Source organism: Anaerofilum hominis (assembly GCF_014287275.1).
Taxonomy (GTDB): domain Bacteria; phylum Bacillota; class Clostridia; order Oscillospirales; family Ruminococcaceae; genus Pygmaiobacter; species Pygmaiobacter hominis.
The window spans coordinates 214,196-235,576 of the sequence record NZ_JACONZ010000003.1; the positions used below are offsets into that span (position 1 = coordinate 214,196).

General features: G+C 65.8%; 24 protein-coding genes. 8 read left to right on the forward strand and 16 right to left on the reverse strand.

Annotated elements, in window-relative coordinates; genetic code table 11:
* Positions 1-103: 103 nt before the first annotated feature.
* Positions 104-526: a VOC family protein gene (locus H8S23_RS09515; RefSeq protein WP_186888109.1), complete on the forward strand. Its 423-nt coding sequence runs from the start codon at positions 104-106 to the stop codon at positions 524-526.
* Positions 527-617: 91 nt separating this feature from the next.
* Positions 618-806 (forward strand): helix-turn-helix domain-containing protein, encoded by a 189-nt coding sequence (locus H8S23_RS09520; protein WP_186888110.1) that lies wholly within the window; start codon positions 618-620, stop codon positions 804-806.
* Positions 807-996: 190 nt separating this feature from the next.
* Here H8S23_RS09520 and H8S23_RS09525 read toward each other — a convergent pair whose 3' ends face one another.
* The 10 genes from H8S23_RS09525 to H8S23_RS09570 all read right to left on the reverse strand — a co-directional run bounded on the left by H8S23_RS09525 (position 997) and on the right by H8S23_RS09570 (position 11,696).
* Positions 997-2,436 carry an MFS transporter gene (locus H8S23_RS09525; protein WP_186888111.1) on the reverse strand — a complete coding sequence of 480 codons (1,440 nt, stop codon included), beginning with the start codon at positions 2,434-2,436 and terminating at the stop codon, positions 997-999.
* Entirely contained in the window at positions 2,433-3,407 is a 975-nt protein-coding gene (locus H8S23_RS09530) for an alpha/beta fold hydrolase (RefSeq protein ID WP_186888112.1), read from the reverse strand. Before H8S23_RS09530 ends, H8S23_RS09525 begins: the two co-directional genes overlap by 4 nt.
* Before the next feature lie 200 nt (positions 3,408-3,607).
* Complete coding sequence (locus tag H8S23_RS09535; RefSeq protein ID WP_186888113.1) at positions 3,608-4,141, reverse strand: DUF5662 family protein; 534 nt, start codon at positions 4,139-4,141, stop codon at positions 3,608-3,610.
* Between the two features lie 219 nt (positions 4,142-4,360).
* Positions 4,361-5,062, reverse strand: a complete 702-nt coding sequence (locus tag H8S23_RS14130) for a DnaJ domain-containing protein (RefSeq protein ID WP_186888114.1) — start codon at positions 5,060-5,062, stop codon at positions 4,361-4,363.
* Positions 5,059-5,931, reverse strand: coding sequence for a DUF5685 family protein (locus H8S23_RS09545; RefSeq protein ID WP_186888115.1), 873 nt, complete (start codon positions 5,929-5,931; stop codon positions 5,059-5,061). Before H8S23_RS09545 ends, H8S23_RS14130 begins: the two co-directional genes overlap by 4 nt.
* A 527-nt stretch (positions 5,932-6,458) precedes the next feature.
* Positions 6,459-8,726 (reverse strand): alanine racemase, encoded by a 2,268-nt coding sequence (gene alr / locus H8S23_RS09550; protein WP_186888116.1) that lies wholly within the window; start codon positions 8,724-8,726, stop codon positions 6,459-6,461.
* The gene (locus H8S23_RS09555) at positions 8,723-9,490 is read right to left on the reverse strand and encodes a M15 family metallopeptidase (RefSeq protein WP_186888117.1); all 768 of its coding nucleotides are present in this window, start codon (positions 9,488-9,490) and stop codon (positions 8,723-8,725) included. The genes alr and H8S23_RS09555 overlap by 4 nt, the downstream gene beginning before the upstream one ends.
* Positions 9,487-10,533 carry a D-alanine--D-serine ligase VanG gene (gene vanG / locus H8S23_RS09560; RefSeq protein WP_186888118.1) on the reverse strand — a complete coding sequence of 349 codons (1,047 nt, stop codon included), beginning with the start codon at positions 10,531-10,533 and terminating at the stop codon, positions 9,487-9,489. Before vanG ends, H8S23_RS09555 begins: the two co-directional genes overlap by 4 nt.
* Positions 10,534-11,067: 534 nt before the next feature.
* The gene (locus H8S23_RS09565; RefSeq protein WP_186888119.1) at positions 11,068-11,382 is read right to left on the reverse strand and encodes a cyclic nucleotide-binding domain-containing protein; all 315 of its coding nucleotides are present in this window, start codon (positions 11,380-11,382) and stop codon (positions 11,068-11,070) included.
* Complete coding sequence (locus H8S23_RS09570; protein WP_186888120.1) at positions 11,379-11,696, reverse strand: cyclic nucleotide-binding domain-containing protein; 318 nt, start codon at positions 11,694-11,696, stop codon at positions 11,379-11,381. Before H8S23_RS09570 ends, H8S23_RS09565 begins: the two co-directional genes overlap by 4 nt.
* A 349-nt stretch (positions 11,697-12,045) precedes the next feature.
* On the opposite strand from H8S23_RS09570, the gene H8S23_RS09575 reads away from it, so the two are divergent.
* Together H8S23_RS09575 and H8S23_RS09580 are read left to right on the forward strand one after the other, a co-directional pair.
* Entirely contained in the window at positions 12,046-13,008 is a 963-nt protein-coding gene (locus H8S23_RS09575) for a glycosyltransferase family 2 protein (RefSeq protein ID WP_186888121.1), read from the forward strand.
* Positions 13,009-13,247: 239 nt separating this feature from the next.
* Positions 13,248-13,676, forward strand: coding sequence for a hypothetical protein (locus H8S23_RS09580; protein WP_186888122.1), 429 nt, complete (start codon positions 13,248-13,250; stop codon positions 13,674-13,676).
* A 181-nt stretch (positions 13,677-13,857) separates the two neighbouring features.
* On the opposite strand, the gene H8S23_RS09585 is transcribed toward H8S23_RS09580, so the two are convergent.
* The 6 genes from H8S23_RS09585 to H8S23_RS09610 all read right to left on the reverse strand — a co-directional run bounded on the left by H8S23_RS09585 (position 13,858) and on the right by H8S23_RS09610 (position 17,834).
* On the reverse strand, positions 13,858-14,100 hold the full coding sequence (locus tag H8S23_RS09585) for a hypothetical protein (RefSeq protein ID WP_186888123.1): 243 nt from the start codon (positions 14,098-14,100) through the stop codon (positions 13,858-13,860).
* Between the two features lie 50 nt (positions 14,101-14,150).
* The gene (locus tag H8S23_RS09590) at positions 14,151-14,852 is read right to left on the reverse strand and encodes a PHP domain-containing protein (protein ID WP_186888124.1); all 702 of its coding nucleotides are present in this window, start codon (positions 14,850-14,852) and stop codon (positions 14,151-14,153) included.
* A 325-nt stretch (positions 14,853-15,177) separates the two neighbouring features.
* Positions 15,178-15,516, reverse strand: a complete 339-nt coding sequence (locus tag H8S23_RS09595) for a hypothetical protein (protein WP_186888125.1) — start codon at positions 15,514-15,516, stop codon at positions 15,178-15,180.
* 149 nt (positions 15,517-15,665) lie between these two features.
* Positions 15,666-16,958 carry a [Fe-Fe] hydrogenase large subunit C-terminal domain-containing protein gene (locus H8S23_RS09600; protein WP_186888126.1) on the reverse strand — a complete coding sequence of 431 codons (1,293 nt, stop codon included), beginning with the start codon at positions 16,956-16,958 and terminating at the stop codon, positions 15,666-15,668.
* An 86-nt stretch (positions 16,959-17,044) separates the two neighbouring features.
* Positions 17,045-17,485 carry an ATP-binding protein gene (locus tag H8S23_RS09605; RefSeq protein ID WP_186888127.1) on the reverse strand — a complete coding sequence of 147 codons (441 nt, stop codon included), beginning with the start codon at positions 17,483-17,485 and terminating at the stop codon, positions 17,045-17,047.
* Between the two features lies 1 nt (position 17,486).
* Positions 17,487-17,834: a DRTGG domain-containing protein gene (locus tag H8S23_RS09610; RefSeq protein WP_186888128.1), complete on the reverse strand. Its 348-nt coding sequence runs from the start codon at positions 17,832-17,834 to the stop codon at positions 17,487-17,489.
* A 275-nt stretch (positions 17,835-18,109) separates the two neighbouring features.
* Between H8S23_RS09610 and H8S23_RS09615 the strand changes: the two genes are divergently transcribed.
* The 4 genes from H8S23_RS09615 to nuoF are packed head-to-tail and all read left to right on the forward strand — an operon-like array spanning position 18,110 to position 21,372.
* Complete coding sequence (locus H8S23_RS09615; protein WP_186888129.1) at positions 18,110-18,598, forward strand: NADH-quinone oxidoreductase subunit NuoE family protein; 489 nt, start codon at positions 18,110-18,112, stop codon at positions 18,596-18,598.
* Positions 18,599-18,643: 45 nt separating this feature from the next.
* A complete protein-coding gene (locus H8S23_RS09620) occupies positions 18,644-19,201 on the forward strand; it encodes an ATP-binding protein (protein WP_186888130.1) in 558 nt (185 codons plus the stop codon).
* Positions 19,198-19,569 carry a (2Fe-2S) ferredoxin domain-containing protein gene (locus tag H8S23_RS09625; RefSeq protein WP_186888131.1) on the forward strand — a complete coding sequence of 124 codons (372 nt, stop codon included), beginning with the start codon at positions 19,198-19,200 and terminating at the stop codon, positions 19,567-19,569. The genes H8S23_RS09620 and H8S23_RS09625 overlap by 4 nt, the downstream gene beginning before the upstream one ends.
* A 12-nt stretch (positions 19,570-19,581) precedes the next feature.
* Positions 19,582-21,372, forward strand: a complete 1,791-nt coding sequence (gene nuoF / locus H8S23_RS09630) for an NADH-quinone oxidoreductase subunit NuoF (protein WP_186888132.1) — start codon at positions 19,582-19,584, stop codon at positions 21,370-21,372.
* Positions 21,373-21,381 lie beyond the last annotated feature (9 nt).

Sequence of the window (21,381 nt, forward strand, 5' to 3'; positions counted from 1 at the left end):
TGACCCGGATGGCTCAGCGAAAAACGGCGCGCCCCCGGCTGTGCGCTGCAGAATAAACGATCGGGAGCGCGGCGGCCCGCCGCGGGCCCGCAAGGAGGAAAAAATGAAAGCATCGTCTCAGATCTCATTTCTCTATTTTCAGGACTTTGAATCGTCCTGCCGGTTTTTTGACGACTTTTTGGAGCTGGAGACCGTGATCGAAAAACAGTGGTGCCGCGTCTGGCGGGTGTCGGAGAGCTCGTTTGTGGGGGCGGTGGATGCCGCGCAGCGCTGGCAGGAGTTTGCCGCGGCACAAAAAGGACATCTCATCAGCTTTAACCTGCCCGATCTGGACGCGGTGGAACAGATGCGGCAGAAAGCGCTGGCTGCGGGGTATGACGCAGGCCCGCTGCGGCGTCAGCCGCAGGGAGACCCGCAGGCGGTGGAGGGGCTGTGCTCTTTCTTTTTGAAAGGGCCGGAGGGGTACAGCTTTGAGTTCGAGTGCTTCACCGACAGCCCGCTGCGCGAGATCTTCTGCGGCCGGTGACTTTCTGCGGCGGTTTGAGGGGCTCTCTGCGCCCTGTATAAAAAACCGGACCGATCCAGGACGCAATAATATCTGCGGACAGAAAATCGCAATGCTTCGAAAAACATATTTTGAAAAGCTTTCTCAGCGGGCATTGGCCGATCAGATGCAACTGCTTGGCATAGACTTGGATAAAAATGCGGTCCAGCGCATTGAATCCGGTCAGCGTTTTGTCACGGACATTGAGTTAAAAGCCTTTGCGAGCTTTTTTCAAGTATCGGCACAGACCCTGTTGGAATGACCGCCGCACGCGGGGCGCGCCGCAGACAAAGCGCCCTGCGTCGATTTTCGGCCCCGCCTCGCAGGGAGGGCCGCATTTGCAAAAACAAAGGGAGGACCCCGGCCGTTTTCAGGCCGGGGTCCTCCCTTTGTTGAGACTTTTTACGCAGGCAAAACGGACAGCAGGTTAAAAACAGGAGGTCTGCGCGCCGTCAGCTGCCGCCCTGCGCGCTGTGCGCCTTTTTGTCGGCGTTGAAGCGGTCGATGGCCGCCACCACCGAGCGGTCGTCGTAAAAGGCGTAGACCACCACCGCAAAAACCAGGCAGCAGGCCGCGATCAGCGCGGTGGCCCGCACGCCCCCATGGGTGGGATAGCTGTCGGTGGTGCCGAGATACATGGTGTAGGAGACGATGGCCGTCACCGCGGCCTGCGAGAGCTTGGTCACGAACTGGCGGGCCGCCACGAACATGCCCGCCCGGTCCTCGCCGGAGCGGATGCGGTCGTATTGCGCCATGTCTGCGAACGCTGCGGGCGGCAGGATATTGGTGCAGGCGATGGGAAAGGCCACCAGCACCCCGATGAGGAGGGCCACGGCCACGTCGCCCACCGCCGCGCCCTCTCCGGCAAGGGAGGCCAGCAGCCCCGGCCCGATGGGCCCGCTGCCGATGGCGGCCGAGATGGGCGCGTAGAAAAAGATGCCCAGATAAATGAACACATAGGCGCAGCAGGCGGCCAGCAGCAGCGGTTTTTTACCGAATCTGCGCACCAGCAGATTGACCAGCGGATAGGTGCAGATGCCCACCACGATGCTGATGGCCAGCACGATGGTGGCAAAGCTCTCCCGCAGGCCCAGCAGCGTATCGATGTAAAACAGCAGCGCCCCGTTGAAAAAGGCAAAACCCGCCTGCATGATCAGATAGCCCACGGTCATGACCGCGAAGTTTTTGTAGCGCAGGGTGGTCTTCAGGCTCTGCAGCAGCGGCATATAGCAGCTTTTGGATTCCACGTAGTCCTGCTCGCGGACCACAAAGCAGGGGACGAGGGCGCACACCGCGCCGATGAGCGCGAAGATGGAAAGCGCAGCCCGCCAGGCCGATACCGGGGCCATGGTCCCTTCAAACGCGCCCACCATGACCGGCAGGGCGTAGATGACCGCGCTGCCCAGCACGAACATCAGGGAGTTGACGGTGTAAAAAAAGACGCGGCGCCGGGTATCGGTGACGACCTCCTGCTGCAGCGCCATAAAGGGTACGCAGTAGAGGGTGGAGGACATGTAGTAGCACAGCAGCATCGCGACCACCCAGACCACATTGACCCAGCTCACCGTGCCCGCGGGCGGGAAGAAGATCAGCAGGCAGGTGAGGGCATAGGGGACGGCGGCCCAGCGCATAAAGGGGATGCGCCGCCCTTTTTCCGGCGCGCGGCGGTCGCTGAGCGACGCCACCCAGGGGTCGGTGACCGCGTCAAAGATGACCCCCACGCCCCGCAGCAGGCCCATCATGCCGGCGGGCAGCAGCAGGGGCAGGCCGGAGGCCGGGGTGACGTTGAAAAATTTCAGCGTGTAGGTGACGATGAGGCCGCCCAGCACGGCGCGGGCGAACTCGCCCAGGCAAAGGCCGAACATGCGGCCGTTGGAGAGCTCTTTTTTCACCGCGCCATCACCTCCGGGACCCGTTTGAGGAATTTTTCGCGCAGCAGGGCCTTATACCGCTCCGGCTCTTCGCCCAGAGGGCCGTGCGCCGAGTGTTCGAACCAGACCAGATCCTTGTCCGGGGCCTCGATGGCGTCATAGTAATCCTGCACCAGGCTGCTGGGGGTGTTGTTGTCGTGCACGCCCTGGAAGATGTAGTAGGGCATCTCAAACCGGGTGCACTGGGTCATAAAATCGCACTGCACCGTGGTGGGCCACATATAGGTCAGGCATTTTTTGTACCCCAGCGCCAAGCCGATCTTGTCGGTGAAAGAGAATTCCCGGCTTTTGAGCAGCGGCTTGGCCGTGTCGGTCCAGTAGGTCCCCCGCTTCATGGTGTGGCCGCCGTATTTTTTCATGATGCGCCGCTGGGCCATCATGCCCTTGAAGATCTCGCGGTAGCAGCCGCCCACCGGGCGGCCGATCTCCTCCAGGATGCGCACCGCCTCGCTGTCGCCCGCCTTTTTGGCCTCCGTCATGGCAAAGTCGTAGCTGCGCTCCTCGTTGAGCACGCCGTTGACCATCTGGCCGCTGCCCAGATATCCCGCGATCTGCTGCGGGTGGCGAAAGCACAGATAGGTGCCCAGCTCGGTGCCCCAGCTGCCGCCCCAGATGAACAGTTTTTCCCGGTCCAGCTCGCGGCAGAGATAGGCCACCAGTTCAGCGGCGTCCGAGACCAGCTGGTCCACGTTGAGCGTCTCTTTTTTGACCCCCCAATAGGAGCCGCCGGTCCCCCGCTGGTCCCAGGCCACAATGGTGAAAGCGTCGCACAGGTCCTTTTCCCGGTTGATGACGCTGTCCCGGTTGCTGATGCCGGGGCCGCCGTGCAGAAACAGCAGCACCGGGTTCTGCAGCCGCTCGCCCCGGATGTGGATCTTCTGTTTCACACCGCCCAGCGTCACCCGGCGGATCTCATCGATTTCATAAGCCATAGGGATCCCTCCTTTTTTGCCGCGCAGCGCCGCGCACATCCCGCCGGATAAAAGCCGGTCTCCGGGCTTTGCGACGCGCGCTGCCGCTGGTTTTATTGTAAACTGTTTTGCAGCTGCGTGCAAGCGTATGGGTGAAAAAGACAAACAGCGGCGCCGCTCTCCCGCACGGGGGGAACGGCGCCGCTGTAACGGGCGCGGGACTATCGCTTTTTCAGCACCTCTGTGCGGAGAAAGGCAAAGGTCTTATCCTCGCCCTCGTCCCGCAGCATGACCAGCAGGCGCTCCAGCAGGGCGCGGGTCTCCGGGTGCAGCAGATAATGGCTGCGGGAGCGCTCGTAATACTCCCAGGGGGCGCGGTCGGTGTAGGCGTCTTTCAGATAGGTGCGGCTGGCGGCGATGCGGTCGCAGACCATCTCCGCCACGTAGCGCTCCGGCATCCGCATGCCGGCCATGGCGTGCTGCGCGCCGGGCGCGTAGTCGATCCAGTATTCCAGATGATGCTTGTTGCGCCCCTTGTGGTGCAGCCAGGCAGCGCTGTAGCCTTTTTCTTCCCGCTCGGCTTCATTGGGGCTGTGGTCGCCCTGAAAATATTTTACCCCGGCCCAAAATTCCGCAGGGCTGTACTTTGACAGGTCGTGGCAGAGCCCCTGGCGGTAGAGGCCCAGCTTGAAACAATAGCGCAGCACCAGCCGTTTGTGATGGTTGATGGTGGACAGATGACCCCAAAAGTTCATGTGCGATATCCTTTCCAAAACTGGCTCTGAAAACAGCTTTCTGCGGGGCGCAGAGGACCCTGCGGCCGTTTGCCCCATCTTTTTATGGGCGGGCGCGGGCTGGGCGCAGGCGGCCCGGGGCGGAAAGAAACGCGGCCCGCCGGAAGCATCCCCGGCAAGCCGCGTTTTGCAAAGCTTTTCGTCTTTGTCCCACAGCCGCGCGCCGCGGCCCGGCCGCCCTCAGCAGGGGCGGCAGAACGGGCAGAAGCAGAACAGACAGAACAGGCGCGAGCAGAGGTCCATGCCCATGTTCGGGGTGGAATAGGCCTGGCCGCGGCCGCGGTAGGCGGCGCTGCCGGACTGCAGCTCGTCCAGAAACTCACGGTACTCCCCGTTGCCCGGGTCCATCTGCACCGCGCGGCGCGCGTGTTCCAGCGCGGCGATGCGGTTGCCCAGGCCCGCGTTGGCCACGGCGCTGTAGAAATACCATTGGGCGTCCCGGTCGGGGATGCCCTCCAGCACGTTGAGCGCTTCGCGGAAATGGCGGGCGTTGATGTAGTTGCGGGCCGCCCGCATCCGGTCCGACCCGCCGCCCTGGTCCGCGCCGCGCCGCTGATAGGCGCCGCCCGCGCCGTAAGCGCCCCAGCCCGCGCCGCCGGCAAACGGGCCGTTGGGCCCGAACGGCCCGTCGGGGCCGAACGGGTCGTAATAACCGCCGCCCCCGCCGCCGTAGGCGCCTCCGCCATAGCTGCCGGCGGGCTCGTTTTTATGGTTGATGATCTGGTCGTAGGCGGCGTTGATCTCTTTCATCCGCTCCTCCGCCTCCGCGGAGGGGTTGATGTCGGGGTGGTATTTTTTAGCCAGCTTTTTATAGGCGGCTTTTACCTCGTCGTCCGAAGCGCCGCGGGAGAGGCCCAGCACCGCGTAAGGGTCTTTATTCATCTGTCGCCTCCTTCCGGCGCGCCGCCCTTTTTCTCCTGCGGCGGGGCTTTTTTGCGGCCCTTGTTTTCGATCTGGACAAATTTGGTCCACACGCCGGAGTAAAGGATATTCCGCAGCAGGGCCGCGTCCTCCAGCACCGGCAGCTTTTCAAACTCCGCGGCGCATTCGGCGATCAGCATGGTGAGGATGTCGTGGCAGCGGCGCGGCAGATCCGGGCCGTCCATCGACAGCAGCGGATTGTAGCTGCCCGCCCGCCGGTCGCGCGGCAGGTCGTCGTAAGCGTCCAGGATATAGATGAATTTGCCCAGCGCCGCGCCCATCCGCCGCAGGGGGACCGACCAGCGGTCCTCGCACAGGACGAACAGCTCCCCCATCAGGGTGCCGAAACACCCTGCGGCGGCGTCCGGGCCCGCCGTTTTTGCGGCCTCCAGCCGGGCCAGTTCGGCCAGGCTGTACTCCACCGCCCGCAGCTGGCGCGGATACAGCCGGCGGATGGACTCGCACTTTTTCTCCAGCAGCTTGGCCTCCGCAAAGCCGGGCAGGCTGCGGTCGTCCCGCCAGTTGTCCAGGCAGTTGTAATAGGCCAGCGCCACGTTCATATCCGCGGCGTATTCGGTGATGCGGTTGCGCCAGTAGGAGTGGGGCTTGGCCGGATGGATGGCGCAGCGCTCCTGTCCCTGCTCGCACTCCGGCTCGTAAAGAGAGGAGAGCAGCAGCACCAGAAAGGTCATGTCGTAGGTCAGCGCCGCCCTGCCGGACAGGCCGTGGCGCTCGCCCAGCGTTTTGCACAGGCCGCAGTAGCAGGCGCGGTAGCGGCCCAGCTGCTCCGGCGTCAGGTCGTCCCGGTTGGCAAGGATATAACCGAACATGCGCATCCCCCTCTCTGCGGCGTCCTCACGCTAAAAATAGCCCGCAGAGCGGGCAGAAGCGGTCTTGCAGGACTAAGAGGCCGTTTGAAAGACCGGCAGCGCCGTTTTTCCGCGTCCGGCGGCGCCCGCCGGGATAAAAAACGCGCGGACGTCCCCCGGGAGGTCCGCCGCCCACTGACCGGCTGCGGAAAGACCGGGGACTGCTGCTTTTTCAAACAAGCCTTAATAAATATAAGTCGAAGGCGCGCGAAAGTCAATTCTTTGCAAAAAAGGTTTACAGCCCGTTAATATTCTGCCCGAAAACGCGGCGGCCTCAGCGGTTTTTTCCATCTGCAAGAGGAAAAGGAGCGAGAAAAGACCGGGCCGCCGGGCCGGGAGGGGAAAGCGCCCGCCGCGGTGCGGGGAGAGGGGGGGAGCGGCCCTCTGGGCGGGGGCTGCAGGCGTTTTCGGGCCCGCCCGGCGGCAAACAGAAAAGCCGGCCCCGGCGGAGGGACCGGCCGCAGGCCGCCGGACGGCGGCTGTGGGGGTCAGGGAAGATAGACCCGTTCCACCCGCGCGCCCAGACGGCTGAGCAGCTCGTTTGGGATGGTGCCCGCCGCCGCCGCGACCTCCTGCGCGGGCAGGCAGGCGTCCCCGTCCGCCCCGATCAGGGTGACGGTATCTCCCGGCGAGACCGGCGGCAGGTCGGTGACGTCCACCGTCATCTGGTCCATGCAGATCCGCCCGGCCACCGGCGCGGCGCGGCCGCCGATCAGCACCTGCCCGCGCCCGCAGGAGAGGCTGCGCGGCACGCCGTCGGTATAGCCGGCGGGCAGCACGGCCAGCCGGGTGGGCCGGGCCGCAGTAAAGGCGCGGCCATAACCCGCACTTTCACCGGGGGCGATGGTCCGCACCAGCGCCACCCGGGTGCGCAGCGCCAGAGCCGGGCGCAGCGTCACGCCCGCGGGCAGCTGTTCGCCCGGGGCCGAGGGCACGCCGTAAAGCGCGAGCCCCGCGCGGGCAAAGGCGCAGGGCAGCCCCTGCCAGCGCAGGATGCCCTCGCTGCTGAGCAGATGGGCGGGAGGCGGCGCGAGACCATCCCGCTGCAGGGCCTCCAGCAGCCGGTAAAAGCGGGCGATCTGCCCTTTGGTAAAGGCTAGGTCCTCCGGCTCTTCGCTTTCGGGCACGCAGAGGTGGGTGTAGATGCCCGCCGCTTGCAGGTGCGGCAGCCGCAGCAGCTCCTCCACCGCGGAGGGGTCGTCCGCAGCAGTGCCCAGCCGGTGCATGCCGGTGTCCACGGCGAGATGCACCCGCAGCACCGTGCCCGCGGCAGCGGCGGCGGCGCTGAGCGCCCGCGCGTGATCGGGGTCCGCGGCGGTCTGGGCGATGTCCAGGGCGGCCAGCTCCCCGGCGCGGCAGGCGGGCGTGACGCCCAGCACCAGCAGCTCGCCGGGTATGCCCTGCAGCCGCAGCCGCACCGCTTCGTCGGCGGTGGCCACGGCAAAAGCGTCCACCCCGGCCGGGGCCAGGGCGCGGCAGACCTCCAGGTCGCCGTGGCCGTAAGCGTCCGCCTTGACCACCGCCATCAGGCGGCAGCCCTGGGGCAGCAGGGCCTGCAGGGCGGCGGCGTTTTCCTGCACGGCGGACAGGCTGATCTCGGCCCAGAGGCGGCGCGCCTGCCGGGGGCCGGGCGCGCGGGCGGGGGAGGCGGGCAGGGCCTCATTTCCGGGAGGGACGGGGCGTGCCCGCCCGCCGCCGCCTCGCGGGAAAAGCTTGTCCCACAGCAGGAGAAGAGCAGCCGCCAGCAGCAGGCTGCCGCAGACGACTGTCAGATAATGGACGGGGCTGCAGTCGACCAGCAGCCACCACAGCCCGAGGGGACGGGCAAGGCCCCGCACCGCCACAATGACCAGCGGGTGCAGCAGATACACCAGCATGGAGAGGCGGCGAAAGCCGGGCCGGCCCGCGCCGCGGCGGCGGGCCAGCAGGCTGAACAGAAAGAACATGACGGCGGGCAGCAGCAGGTACATGGTGTCCCTGCGCTGCAGCTCCAGCTGACGCAGGGCCAGGGCCTCGGCGGTCATGCCGCCCAGCGACAGGGCCAGCCCGGCCGCAGCCACGCGCCGCGGGGGCAGCCTGCGCCCGGCCAGCCATCCGCCCAGCAGCAGAAAGAGCGGCGCGAAGAACAGGCCGTTGCGGGTCTCGCCGAAAAAGCCCAGCAGCCCGTCGTAAAAGGCACGCAGCGGGGGAAGCTGAACGGCGGCGCCCCACCAGCTGTCCCCGAATACCCCGATCAGATAGAGCGCGGCGGCAGCCCCCAGCGCGGGCGCGCGCCCCAGCCGCAGCAGGCCAAGGCAGAGCGCCATGCCCAGCAGCGCGGCGGGCAGGTACCAGAGATGGTAAAAGCCGCCTTCCAGCAGCAGATAGCGCGCGGCGGCGCCCGGGTCGGCCGCCGCGTTTGCGAATTTGCCCCCATACAGGTTGAGCGGCAGATAGAGCGCGAGCGCCGTGCCCCAGAGCAGGGCGGTGCGCCGGAAGAACCGCCCCAGCGCCTGGCGCTGCCGGGAGGTGAAACCGCCGCGCGCAGGCAGGCCGGGCAGCAAGAAAAAGCCGCTGGTCATGAGAAAAAACGGCACCGCCACCCGGGCGGCCACCCGGGTGAGCAGAAAGTCGGCCGTCCCGTCCAGCGAGAGCAGCGGCGAGGTGTGGATCGCCGCCACCAGCAGCGCCGCCGCCAGCCGGAAGCGGTCCAGCCCCGGATATCCCGCCCGCGCGGGGGCGTCCCCGGCGCGGAAGATCGCATTTTTTTTGCTCATCGGCAGGTCCTCCGCAGCGCGGCCACCAGAAAACCCGCGCCGGTGTGAAAAAGCGCCGCGTCCCGGGGCAGGGCCGCAAAGACAGAGGGCAGTTCGGGCACGGGCCAAAGCTCCCAGCGGCCGCGGGCGTCCTCGTGGTACAGATGACTGCCGTCGGCGGCGCAGCGCTCCAGCAGCTGGATATATTCCTCCAGCGCCAGTCCGCGCGCCTCCATCAGGGCGGCGTGAGGCGCGCCCACATAGCGAAAATGCCAGGGCTCGGCCCCAATGCCGGTGATCTGCTCCTTGTCCGCCTGGTACCGCTCGATAAAACCGTAGGCCGCGGCCCGCTCCCGAAAGCGCTGGCAGATCCCCTGGCGGGGAAAGGCGGGCCGGATAAAGTCAATGGGCGGCCGGTTGAAGCCCAGGTCGATGGCAAGGCCGGTCTCGTGTTCGCTGCAGCCGGGCCATGCTACATATTTGGCGGTGAAATCCGCCCCTTTGTCCCGCAGAGAATCGTCCCAGATCTGCTGTTGCTCCTGCCGGGAGCGGAAGCCGCTGACCGGCACGATCTCCCCGGGACGGCCCAGCGAGCCCACCAGCGCGGTGAGCGCGGCCGCGGCGCGGCTTTCCAGCAGGATGTCGGGCCGCCCCGGCAGGGCGGGGGCGAGAGAGGGCGGGGCCAGCTGCGCGGGCAGCGGATGGCTGCGGTTGACCAGACGCAGTTCTTCCCGCGGCAGGGTGCGCGGGGGCAGGGGGGAAGTGGAAGTGACGCTGCGGCTCATGGCTCCATCGCCAGCCTGACCGCCGTATTTACGACTTCGGGGAAAGAGAGCCCCGCCTGCTTCATCATGCCGGGAAACCGGCTGTGTTCGGTAAAACCGGGGATCGTGTTCACCTCGTTGAAGACGATCTCCCCCGCAGGGGTGAGGAACAGGTCCACCCGCGCAAAGCCCCGGCAGCCCAGGGCCCGGTAGACCGTGGCCGCGGCGTCCCGGATCTGCCGGGCCTTGTCCTCCGGGATGCGGGCGGGCAGATGGATGCGGGAGGTCTTGAGGGTGTATTTTTCGGTGAAATCGAAAAAGCCCTCGGCCAGTTCGATCTCGTCCGGGCCGCCGATGGTGAGGCTGCGGCTGCCCAGCACCGCACAGCCCACCTCAAAGCCGGGCACTGCGGCTTCCAGCAGCGCCTGGCCGTCGTGCTGCAGCGCCAGCGCCACGGCGGCGTCCAGCCCCTCGGGCCCGCTGACCCGGGTGATACCGAAAGAGGAACCGGCCCGCACCGGCTTGACAAAGAGGGGCCAGCCCAGCCGCGCCGCGGCCGCCGCGATCTGGGCCGCGGGGGTGCCGGCGTCCACCAGCGCGGAGGCGGGCACCCGCACCCCGGCCAGCGCAGCCAGCCGGTGGGCGGCGTCCTTGTCCATGCCCAGCGCCGAGGCCAGCACGCCGCAGCCCGCGCAGGGGATGCCCGCCAGCTCCAGCAGCCCCTGCACGGTGCCGTCCTCGCCGTTTTTGCCGTGCAGCACCGGGAAAGCGGCGTCCAGCCGTTCCGGCAGGGCCCGCCCGCCGGCAAATTCCAGCAGGCCGTGCAGCTCCCGGTCCGGGGAGATGAGGGCGGGGGTGCAGTCGCCCTGTTCCCAGCTGCCGTCGGCGATGGCGGCGGCCGGGCCGCGGTAGCGCAGCCAGCGGCCGTCGCGGGTGATGCCGAGCAGCACCGGCTCGTAAAGGGTGAGGTCCAGCGCCGCGGCCACGGCGGCGGCGGACTGCAGCGAGATCTCATGCTCGCTGGAGCAGCCGCCGAACAGGACGGCGATCTTTTTTGGTTCCATGAGGGTCAGCCTCTTTCAACACAGATTCCGCACGGGCCGCCGGGCAGAAAATGCGGCGGCAGCGCTTGCTGCGCTTTCCCGTTCTCGGTGCCTTTAGTTTACCGCACTTATCTTTCAAACCCTTTTAGAAAGGCTGAACCGCGGCTTAAGGTTTTCTTAGCAAAAACTTAAGCCCGCCCGGCGCTTTGCGCGGGAGTTCCCGGCAGAGCCCGCGGGGACCCTGTCGAAAAAAGACCGGGCCGCACCGCCCGGTGACCGCGAAAAACAAAAAAATGCGGGGACGGCGGCCAAACCGTTCCCCACATTTCAGTATGCTGTAAAGCGCGGCGCGGCCGCGCTTTTTCCTGTTTTGGCGAAAACAACGCCGGATGGCGCGCCGCCGCGTTTTCCGCGCCCGCCTGGCGGCATTCGATGCGGTATTCGGAGCGGCGCTGGCGCAGCCGGTGCGGGCCGCCCCCCGAGAGCGCGGGCCCGCTTTTGCTTTCCCCGGCAGGGGGAAAAGCCCGGCGCCCGCCGGTTTTGGATCTTTCCCCCTCAGCGGGGCAGATGGGCCAGCAGGCGCGGCTCGTCCAGCACCCGGAAACGCTTGTTCTCATAGCACAGAATACCCTCCGCGGCGCAGGCCGCAAGGGCGCGGTTCAGGCTGCGCAGCGGCAGGTTGGTCTCCGCGCGAAGGGCCTCTTTGGTGAGGGCGGACAGGCGCCCGCCGCGGTGCCAGACCGCAGCGCAGCGCAGGATCTTTTCCCGCGCGGTGGAGCGGGAAAAACAGTCCAGCGCGATGGCGTTTTGGGCTGTCTTTTCCACGATCTGGCGGATCACGTGACAGTTGAACTCAAAATCGCTTTTCATCCATTCCAGAAAGCGGTCGCCCGGCAGCCGCAGCAGGCGGCAGGGGCTGAGGGCCGCGACGTTGATGATGTTGCCCCCGGGGCGAACACCTCAAATTCACCGAACAGGCTTCCCGGCTGGTAGTAAAAGACCGAGCTGACCGTCCCCTGTGCGCTTTGCAGATATCCCTCTGCGCTGCCCTCCAGCAGCAGATAGACCCAGCGATCCTCTTCGCCCTCCCACAGGATGGGCGCGCCCGCCTCAAAGCGGATCGGCTCAAAGCTGTCGGAGACCCGCTGCGGGGCGCTTTCCATAAAATCCGTCAGCTGCTTCATGTGCATGCTCTCCCTTTTTTCGAAGTTGTTTTGCCCCGGAGCGGCAAAAAGTATTTCAGCGTCGCTGTCCTCAGGATGGGGGAAAAGCCGGAGCGGGCCGGCTTTTGATGTTCCGCTGTGCGCCTCTGTCAAAAAAATGGCCGCGCGCCGCTTTTTGCGCGCATCCGCCGCCCGGGGGCGGGCGCGATCGTATTTTGACCGGCCCTGCGGCAGGGGGCGGCTGTGTGAAAAATCGGTGTGCACGGGTTGTGCGGCGCGGGCAAATGGGGTATAGTAAAGGGAACGGCGGTCCGCGGGGCTTTGCCCCGCGCCGCGCGGAACAGGAGATCAAAAAGGATGGGAAAAACAGATGGACAAGCCGGTCTTATATATCGTCATCCCCTGCTACAATGAGCAGGAGGTGCTGCCGATCACCAGCGGGCTGTTTTTGCAGAAGATCCGGGACCTCGCCGCGGCGGGCAAGATCAGCGGCGACAGCCGGGTGCTGTTTGTCAACGACGGTTCCCGGGACGATACCTGGCAGATCATCCAGCGGCTGGCGGAGGAGGACGAGCACTTCGAGGGGGTCAGCCTTTCCCGCAACCGGGGACATCAGAACGCGCTGCTGGGCGGCCTGATGACCGCAAAAGACCGCTGCGACGTGACCATTTCCATCGACTGCGACGGACAGGACGACATCGACGCCATGGACGCGATGATCGACGCCTATCTGGACGGCTGCGAGGTGGTCTACGGCGTGCGCTCCAAGCGCGCCACCGACACCTTTTTCAAGCGGTTCACGGCCGAGGGGTTCTATCATCTGATGAACTGGCTGGGCGCGGGCATCGTTTTTAACCACGCCGATTACCGGCTGATGAGCAGCCGGGTGCTGGACGAGTTCGCAAACTATAAAGAGGTGAACATCTTCCTGCGGGGCATGGTGCCGCTGGTGGGCTTCAAGAGCACCAGCGTCTACTACGAGCGGGCCGAGCGGATAGCGGGCGAGAGCCATTACCCGCTGAAGAAGATGCTGGCCCTGGCCTTTGACGGCATCACCAGCCTGTCGGTGAAGCCCATCCGCATGATCACCGGCCTGGGCGTAGTGGTGTCGGTGCTCAGCTTCATCGGGGTGCTCTGGGCCATCATAGCCGCCCTGAGCGGCCACGCGGTGGCGGGCTGGGCCAGCACGGTCTGCATGGTCTGTTTTATGGGCGGCGTACAGCTGCTGTGCCTGGGCGTGATCGGCGAGTACATCGGCAAGATCTATATGGAGACCAAGGCGCGCCCCCGCTATATCATCAGCGAGCACACCTGGGACGGCGCGGAGAAATAGCGGCCGCCCGCGCTCTGCGCGGGGCCGCGGGCGGTTTTCCGCGACAGGGCCGCCGGCCCGCATCGCCCGCGCTGCGCCCGGAAAAACCTGTCCTCTGCAGCGCTGGCAGAGCCGCGGTCTCTGCCCGGGTTTCCCGCCGTCTGCCGCGCGGCCGGGGCCGCGGGCGCAAAAGCGAGCGTCCAGGAAAGAATAGCCTTCTTTTTTCTGCCCAGACTAAGCGCAGAAAGGAGGCTTTTTTTATGGAACAAAATGTAAAATTGCTGGAAGCCATCGTCAAATGCGGAGAGATGGGCCGGGGCACGCTGGACCATCTGGCCGATATCAATGAAAACGGCGCTTTTGCCGCCTCGATGCAGATCCAGCAGAACGAGTACGAGGCCATCCGCGAGGAGGCCGCGCATCAGCTGGCCGCCATGGGCCGCAGCGCGGAGCAGCTTTCGATGATGGAAAAGCTGAACACCGCCATGGGGGTCAAGATGAACACGCTCGCCGACAAAAGCGCCCGCCACATGGCAGAGATGCTCATCCAGGGCAGCACCATGGGCATCGTGGACCTGACCAAGGCGATGCGGGACAATCCCGGTGCCGGTGCGCAGGTGCAGGAGCTGGCCGACCGCATGGTCCAGTTCATGCAGCGCAACATTGAGGAATTGAAAGTTTATCTCTGACCGGGGCGCTGCCCCGCGGAGGGCAAAAAGCGGGAGGCGGGGCTCATCCCCCGGCCTCCCGCTTTTGCCGTTTTGCCCGTGCGGTTGCCGCAGCGCCGCAGCCTGGGCCCCGGCGGCCGCGCTGCGGCCCGGAGCCCGGGGAAAACCATATTGCCCCCCGCGCCGCCGCGGGGGAGAGGGGTCAGTACAGCGTGTGGGGCAGGCCGCTGCGCAGCCAGATGAGCAGCCCGGCGTAGACGCCCAGCAGGCCCAGCGCTATCCGCAGGACCAGCAGCAGGCCGAAGAAGCAGCCGAACAGGATCGCCGCATTTTTCAGCAGTTTTTGACGGCCGCTGTAAAAATAGGCGCCGATCAGCACCGCAAGGCCCACCAGCGCGCGGAGGGGGAAACCGATGGTGGGAAGAAGTCCGGCGATGGGAAGCATAAATTCATTTCTCCTGTCCCTGGGGGGAGATGCTCCCCCTGTACTTAAATTTAAAGTCCTCTGATGAGCCGCTGCAGGCAGGACCCCTCGCCCAGCGCGCGCGGCGCGGCGGAGATGTCCTCCAGATAGTGGGCGTCCGAGCTGGTGAGGATCTCATAGCCCTGGGGCAGCCGGCCCGAAGCGATAAGAGGCGGCAGCCGGGCGGGGTCGTGGACCTCTACCGCGGAAAAGGCGGGCGCTTCCGGCATAATGCCCAGCACCGAGAGGATGGAATAGCTCTCCCGGTCCACATGGGCCGGCACGGCCACCCCTCCCAGCTCGGCGCAGCGGGCGGCGGCCTCCTCCAGCCCCATGCCGCAGGCACTCACCAGCAGTTTGTCCACCCGCCGCAGCTCGTGGTCCTCCTCATCCATCACAATCTGCTCGCCAAAGACCGCCTCGTCGCAGGGGATCTCCGGCAAAAGCGCGTAGATCTCCCGGGAAAGACAGAGCGCGGCCTCCACGGTGGGCAGATAACAGAGCAGATGGATCTCCTCGGCGGTGTTCATCTCGATGCCGGGCAGCAGTTTTACCCCGTAGGCGGCGCAGGCCTTTTGGATATAAGGCAGATTTTCGGCCGAGTTGTGGTCGGTGAGGGAGATCAGGCCGATGCCGTTCAGCCGGGCGAAGCCCGCGATGTTGGCGGGGGTCATGGCGTTGTCGCCGCAGGGGGACAGGCAGGAATGCAGATGCAGGTCATAGGTAAGCGGCATGCGCCGTCCCCCTTTCCGCGCGGGGCGTGCGCCGAACGGCCCGGCGCGCGCTCCTCTTTTATTTTTGGGGCTGCAGGACCGAAAAACGCGCCCGCCGTGCCCATGGCGGGATGCCGCATGCGGCTTTCCCGGGCGGCGCAGAAACGCACGCCGCCGCTCCGTCGGGGCAGAAACCAGAAGCGGCGCTCCGCGGCGACCACCCGGCAGAGGGCCGGCCGATCGGTCCGCCCCGGGCGAAAGCCGCCCCTTTTTCGTCAGATCATCAGATCAGAAGAGAAAACGCGCCGGGGGAACGCGCCGCCGCGTGCCGCGCGTGCCGTCCGCCTCAGCGGGGGAGCAGCTGCCCGGCAACAGCCGCCGCGGCCTCAAACTCCGGCAGCGGGGTCAGGGCGATGTTGATGCCCTGCTGGGCGGCCCGGGCCCGGGCGTCCTCCATCAGCACCGCGTCGTGGCAGAGCACGATCAGCGCCGCGTCGGCCAGGCTTGCCACCGCCACCGCGTTGATACTGCCCATCACAGTGCACCAGGCGCAGCCCTCACCGGCCCGCCCCATGGCCCAGGAGAGCAGGTCCCCGCAAAAGCCGCCGCGGATCTCTTTGTCCGGTTCCGGCAGGGGAAAGGCGGGGGTAAACCCGCAGCGTTCACACAGTTCGGCAGCCGTCATGGCGGCAGCCCCCTTTCCCGCCCCGCGCGGGGGCGTCTGTTCTTTTGATTGTTTGACTTATTGTTTGACCGGCCGCAGAGGCTGCAAAAACGCCGCCGTACGCCCGCCATGGGGCGCAAAGGGCTGCAAAAGCGCCGCCGCGCGCCCGTTCAGCCCTTGCCCGCGCGGCCGTCCTTGTCGATGTGCAGCGCCCGGAGCACGGCCTCCATCCGCTCGCGCAGCAGCACCACACAGTCGTCCAGGTCGCCGTCTCCCTTGACGATATCCTCCGCCAGAGCCTTGCAGGTGGGCGCGCCGCAGCTGCCGCAGTCCAGGCCTGGCAGGGCGTCCAGCAGTCGCTGCATCTCGGAATAGCGGGCAAAGCTCTCGCTGGTGTCGCCGCCCAGCTCTAGCACCGGCTGGTACTCCATGGCGCGGTCCCATTTGGCCTCGGCGGGAAGCTCTTCCCCCAGGTGATTGCGGCTCACCGGCAGATACCGGCGCAGAAGCTTCAGCTTGGCCTTGGCGATATAGGGGTTTTCCACGGTCAGCACCCCGCCCACGCAGCCGCCCGCGCAGGCGTCCAGCTCGACAAAGTCCAGCTCGCCCAGCTTTTCGTCCTCCAGATCCTCCAGCACCTTGATCACGTTTTCGATGCCGTCGGCGGCCAGATAACGCTCGGTGGAGATGAGGCCCGCGGCCTCGCCGCCGCTTTCCGCCCAGCCCATGCCGATGCGGCCGCTGGCGGAGAGGGGCTGGGGCTCGGCGTGTTTCATCAGGCGCAGCAGTTTGGGGTAGACGTCCTTGATGGCAACGACCGCGTCGATCTCGCTTTTTTCGCTGCCCAGCGGCATCCGCATGGCGGTCACCTTGGCCGGACAGGGGCTGATGAAGATGGCGCCGATCCGCTCCGGCGGCAGGCCGGTGCGGGCGGCGGCCTCCTTTTTGGCCAGCCGCGCGGCCAGTTCCACCGGGGCCACCAGCGGCAGGACATTGGGCACCAGCTCGGGAAAACGCACCCGGATCAGCCGTGAGACCGCCGGGCAGGCGGAGCTGATGACCGGTTTGAGCGTGTCCGGGCGGGCGAGATAGCGCCGGGTCGCGTCGCTGACCAGCTCGGCGGCCCGGGCCACCTCGTACACCTCGGCAAAGCCCATGTCCCGCAGGGCGGTGAGCAGCAGGTCGGTGTCCTCCAGGTTGTTGAACTGGGCGTAAAGGCTGGGCGCGGGCAGCGCGATGGGATAGTCGTAATCGCCGATGACCGACAGGGGATCATAAATGGGCTGCTTGGCGTGGTGCGGGCAGATGCGGATGCACTCGCCGCAGTCGATGCAGCGCTCAGGGCTGATGGCGGCCTTGCCGTCCCGCACCCGGATGGCCTCGGTGGGGCAGCGTTTGATGCAGTTGATGCATCCCTTGCACTTGTCCCGGTCCAGTGTGACCGAATGGAAAAACTCGCGCACGGACAAAACCTCCTCGCTCTCGACTGAAAACGCCCCGCCCGCCGCGCCTGCGGCCGCAGGGGCGCAAAAAGCACCGGCCGGGCCCGTCAGGCCCGGCCCAGACGCACCGCCATCTGGATGCGGGTGCCCTCGCCCACGACGGATTCGATCTGGAACTCGTCGGTGTATTTTTTCATGTTGGGCAGGCCCATGCCGGCCCCGAAGCCCAGGCTGCGCACCTCGTCGGGCGCGGTGGAATATCCCTCGCTCATGGCCAGCGGGATGTCCTCGATGCCCGGCCCCTGGTCGGACAGCGTCATATCCACCCGCTGGGGGGTGACGGCCACCTCGATCTCGCCGCCCCCGGCGTGGATGGCCAGGTTGATCTCGCCCTCGTACAGCGAGATGGCCACCTTGCGCACCGCGTCGGGCGGGAAGCCCAGCGCCTTGAGGCGCGCCTTCAGGTCGGCGCTGGCCTCCCCGGCGCGGGTGAAATCGTCCCCCGGTACGTCGTAGTGCAGGCGGATCGCCTGCGTCGTCTCACCCATCTCAGCCCACACCGCCTCTCAGCCCTTGTTCATAGAGCAGCCCGCAGGCGGTGAACATGGTGTGGCGGGTGCAGAGGATGGCCATCCCCCGCTCTTCCGCCAGGGCAAGGATGCCCGCGTCCGGGCGCTTGCCGCGCACAAAGACGATGCAGATCATGTCCATCATGTCCGCGGTGCGCACCACCTGCGGGTTGTTGAGGCCGGTGATCAGCACCGACTGATCCTTGACAAAGGCCAGCACGTCGCTCATCATATCGCTGCCGCAGGCGGTGTGGACCTCTTTTTCCAGGTCCGCCCCCGGCGTCAGCAGCTGTGCGTCCAGAATCTGAATGATATCGGAAATTTTCATAAAAACCCTCCCTGCGGCGTGAAGCCGTAGCCGAAGTGCGCTCTCTGGCGGGCAGACCGCCTCTCTGCTGACTATTATATCGGATAACCGCAATCCGCGCAATGCACAAAAAAACTTGCGATATTTGTGCAACTTTTCGACAATTTCCAGTAAAAAAGAAATGGCGGCCGCCCGCTGGTTTTGGTATAATGAATATGTCTGGAATTTTCGCATTTTTGCGGAATGCAATAAAGCCGCGGCTGGTTTTGCGCGGCTAAACAGGGAGGACTTTTTGTATGGCGCGTGGAACAACAGTGCCCTTCAAGGGCACGCCGGAACAGGAGCAGCAGCTCAGGGCCTGGCTGGCGGAGCACAAAGACATGCCCGGGGCGGCAATGCCGGCCCTGCAGTATGCGCAGGAGGTCTATGGCTACCTGCCCATCGAGGTGCAGCGGATCGTGGCGGAAGAGCTGGACATGCCGCTGGAGGAGATCTACGGCATCGCGACCTTTTATGCCCAGTTCAGCCTGAACCCCAAGGGGCAGTACAAGATCTCGGTGTGCCTGGGCACCGCCTGTTATGTCAAGGGCAGCGGCAAGATCTATGAGAAGCTGCAGGAAAAACTGGGGATCGCCGGCGGCGAGTGCACGCCGGACGGCAAGTTCAGCCTGGACGCCTGCCGCTGTGTGGGCGCCTGCGGCCTGGCCCCGGTCATGACCGTCAACGACGACGTCTACGGCCGTTTGACCGGCGACGAGCTGGACGAGATCCTGGCCAAGTATTGAACTGCGGCCGCCCCGTGAGGGCGGACGAAAGGAGCCGGGGACACCATGCAGGAACTTTCCATGAACGTGCTGGACGTGGCTGAGAACAGCGTGGCCGCGGGCAGCACCCTCACCCGGGTCACCGTTGAGATCGATACGGCACAGCGGCTGCTCACCGTCACCATCGCTGACAACGGCAGGGGGATGGACGAGGAGACGGTGCGCCGGGTGACCGACCCGTTTTACACCACCCGGACCACCCGCAAGGTGGGCCTGGGGCTGCCCCTTTTCCGGGAGGCGGCAGAGGCCACCGGCGGCGGGCTGACGATCGAGTCTCAGCCGGGCAGGGGGACCACCGTGAGGGCGACCTTCACGCTGGGGCACATCGACCTTGCGCCGCTGGGGGACATGACCGGCACCATAGTGGGGCTGGTGCAGTGCAACCCGGAGATCGACTTTGTCTACCGGGTGACCGCGGACGGAGAGGAATTCTGTATGGACACCCGCGAAGTGCGGGACATCCTGGAGGGCGTCCCGCTCTCCACCCCGGAGGTGGCCGTGTTTCTGCGCGGCTATCTGCAAGAGAACACCGAAAATCTGCTGAAAAGGAGCACATTGATATGAAGAGCCTGGAAGAGCTTGCCGCCATCCGCGACCGGATGAAGAACGTGGTCAATACGCGTGAAGCCGGCGAGGACAATATCCGCATCGCCGTGGGCATGGCCACCTGCGGCATCGCCGCCGGCGCCCGCCCGGTGCTGAACGCCTTTACCGAGGAGGTCGCCCGCCGCGAACTGTCCGGCGTCACGGTCACCCAGACCGGCTGCATCGGCATCTGCCAGTACGAGCCGGTGGTCGAGGTATTCGCGCCCGGCAAAGAAAAGGTCACCTATGTAAAAATGACGCCCGAAAAGGTGGCGCGCGTGGTCGGCGAGCACATCGTCGGCGGCACCCCCGTCGCCGAGTACACCATCGGCGCGGCCCAGAGATAAGGAGGAAAAGAGATGTTTAGAAGCCATGTAATGGTTTGCGGCGGCACCGGCTGCACCTCCTCCGGCAGCGCCAAGATCATGGAGGCCTTCGAGCGCGAGATCGCGCTGAACGGCCTGGACAAAGAGGTCAAGGTCATACATACGGGCTGCTTCGGCCTGTGCGCGCTGGGCCCCATCGTGGTCGTCTATCCCGAGGGCTGCTTTTACAGCCGCGTAAGGGAAGAGGACGTGGGCGAGATCGTGCGCGAGCACCTGCTCAAGGGCCGCCCGGTCACCCGGCTGCTGTATGACGAGACCGTGGAGAACAACGAGATCAAGTCCCTCTCCGAGACCAACTTCTATAAAAAGCAGCACCGTGTGGCGCTGCGCAACTGCGGCGTCATCAACCCGGAGAACATCGACGAGTATATCGCGTTCGACGGCTACCAGGCGCTGGGCAAGGCCCTGACCACTATGACCCCGGACGAGGTCATCCAGACCATTCTGGACAGCGGCCTGCGCGGCCGCGGCGGCGCGGGCTTCCCCACCGGCCTGAAGTGGAAATTTGCCTCCGGCAACCGCGGCAGCGTGCAGAAGTACGTGTGCTGCAACGCCGACGAGGGCGACCCCGGCGCGTTCATGGACCGCTCGGTGCTGGAGGGCGACCCCCACGTCGTGCTGGAGGCCATGTCCATCGCGGCCTACGCCATCGGCGCCACCCAGGGCTACATCTACATCCGCGCCGAGTACCCCATCGCCGTCGAGCGCCTGCGCATCGCCATCGACCAGGCGCGCGAGTACGGCCTGCTGGGCAAAAACATTTTCGGCACCGACTTCTGCTTTGACATCGACCTCAAGCTCGGCGCCGGCGCTTTCGTCTGCGGCGAGGAGACGGCCCTGATGACCTCCATCGAGGGCAAGCGCGGCGAGCCGCGTCCCCGCCCGCCGTTCCCGGCGGTCAAGGGCCTGTTTGCCAGCCCCACCATCCTGAACAACGTCGAGACCTATGCCAACGTGCCCCAGATCATCCTCAACGGCGCCGAGTGGTTCTCCTCCATGGGCACCGAGAAGAGCAAGGGCACCAAGGTCTTCGCGCTGGGCGGCAAGATCCATAACACCGGCTTGGTCGAGGTGCCGATGGGCACCACGCTGCGCGAGATCGTCGAGGAGATCGGCGGCGGCATCCCCAACGGCAAAAAGTTCAAGGCGGCCCAGACCGGCGGCCCCTCCGGCGGCTGCATCCCGGCCAGCCTGATCGACACCCCCATCGACTATGACAACCTGCTGGCCATCGGCACCATGATGGGCTCCGGCGGACTGATCGTCATGGACGAGGACACCTGCATGGTGGACATCGCCAAGTTCTTCCTGGAGTTCACGGTCGACGAGTCCTGCGGCAAGTGCGCGCCCTGCCGCATCGGCACCCGCCGCCTGCTGGAGCTGCTGGAGAAGATCACCGACGGCCGCGGCGAGATGGAGGACCTGGACAAGATCGAAGAGCTGGCCCAGTTCATCAAAGAGAACGCCCTGTGCGGCCTGGGCCAGACCGCCCCGAACCCCGTCCTCTCCACGCTGCGCTATTTCCGCGACGAGTACATCGCCCACATCAAAGACAAGCGCTGCCCGGCCGGCGTCTGCAAAAAGCTGCTGCAGTTCCGCATCGACCCGGTCAAGTGCAAGGGCTGCACCCTCTGCGCCCGCACCTGCCCGGCCGGCGCCATCAACGGCAGCGTGAAGAACCCGCATGTCATCGACCAGTCCAAGTGCATCAAGTGCGGCGCCTGCATGGAGAAGTGCAAGTTCGGCGCGATTTCGAAAGGTTAAGAGAGGGAG

Excerpts from the sequence above, each read along its gene's own strand:
- H8S23_RS09515 (WP_186888109.1), top strand. The coding sequence starts at position 104 with ATGAAAGCATCGTCTCAGATCTCATTTCTCTATTTTCAGGACTTTGAA.
- H8S23_RS09520 (WP_186888110.1), top strand. The coding sequence starts at position 618 with ATGCTTCGAAAAACATATTTTGAAAAGCTTTCTCAGCGGGCATTGGCC.
- H8S23_RS09530 (WP_186888112.1), bottom strand. The coding sequence starts at position 3,407 with ATGGCTTATGAAATCGATGAGATCCGCCGGGTGACGCTGGGCGGTGTG.
- H8S23_RS09535 (WP_186888113.1), bottom strand. The coding sequence starts at position 4,141 with ATGAACTTTTGGGGTCATCTGTCCACCATCAACCATCACAAACGGCTG.
- H8S23_RS14130 (WP_186888114.1), bottom strand. The coding sequence starts at position 5,062 with ATGAATAAAGACCCTTACGCGGTGCTGGGCCTCTCCCGCGGCGCTTCG.
- H8S23_RS09545 (WP_186888115.1), bottom strand. The coding sequence starts at position 5,931 with ATGTTCGGTTATATCCTTGCCAACCGGGACGACCTGACGCCGGAGCAG.
- alr (WP_186888116.1), bottom strand. The coding sequence starts at position 8,726 with ATGAGCAAAAAAAATGCGATCTTCCGCGCCGGGGACGCCCCCGCGCGG.
- H8S23_RS09555 (WP_186888117.1), bottom strand. The coding sequence starts at position 9,490 with ATGAGCCGCAGCGTCACTTCCACTTCCCCCCTGCCCCCGCGCACCCTG.
- vanG (WP_186888118.1), bottom strand. The coding sequence starts at position 10,533 with ATGGAACCAAAAAAGATCGCCGTCCTGTTCGGCGGCTGCTCCAGCGAG.
- H8S23_RS09565 (WP_186888119.1), bottom strand. The coding sequence starts at position 11,382 with ATGAAAAGCGATTTTGAGTTCAACTGTCACGTGATCCGCCAGATCGTG.
- H8S23_RS09570 (WP_186888120.1), bottom strand. The coding sequence starts at position 11,696 with ATGAAGCAGCTGACGGATTTTATGGAAAGCGCCCCGCAGCGGGTCTCC.
- H8S23_RS09575 (WP_186888121.1), top strand. The coding sequence starts at position 12,046 with ATGGACAAGCCGGTCTTATATATCGTCATCCCCTGCTACAATGAGCAG.
- H8S23_RS09580 (WP_186888122.1), top strand. The coding sequence starts at position 13,248 with ATGGAACAAAATGTAAAATTGCTGGAAGCCATCGTCAAATGCGGAGAG.
- H8S23_RS09585 (WP_186888123.1), bottom strand. The coding sequence starts at position 14,100 with ATGCTTCCCATCGCCGGACTTCTTCCCACCATCGGTTTCCCCCTCCGC.
- H8S23_RS09590 (WP_186888124.1), bottom strand. The coding sequence starts at position 14,852 with ATGCCGCTTACCTATGACCTGCATCTGCATTCCTGCCTGTCCCCCTGC.
- H8S23_RS09595 (WP_186888125.1), bottom strand. The coding sequence starts at position 15,516 with ATGACGGCTGCCGAACTGTGTGAACGCTGCGGGTTTACCCCCGCCTTT.
- H8S23_RS09605 (WP_186888127.1), bottom strand. The coding sequence starts at position 17,485 with ATGGGTGAGACGACGCAGGCGATCCGCCTGCACTACGACGTACCGGGG.
- H8S23_RS09610 (WP_186888128.1), bottom strand. The coding sequence starts at position 17,834 with ATGAAAATTTCCGATATCATTCAGATTCTGGACGCACAGCTGCTGACG.
- H8S23_RS09615 (WP_186888129.1), top strand. The coding sequence starts at position 18,110 with ATGGCGCGTGGAACAACAGTGCCCTTCAAGGGCACGCCGGAACAGGAG.
- H8S23_RS09620 (WP_186888130.1), top strand. The coding sequence starts at position 18,644 with ATGCAGGAACTTTCCATGAACGTGCTGGACGTGGCTGAGAACAGCGTG.
- H8S23_RS09625 (WP_186888131.1), top strand. The coding sequence starts at position 19,198 with ATGAAGAGCCTGGAAGAGCTTGCCGCCATCCGCGACCGGATGAAGAAC.
- nuoF (WP_186888132.1), top strand. The coding sequence starts at position 19,582 with ATGTTTAGAAGCCATGTAATGGTTTGCGGCGGCACCGGCTGCACCTCC.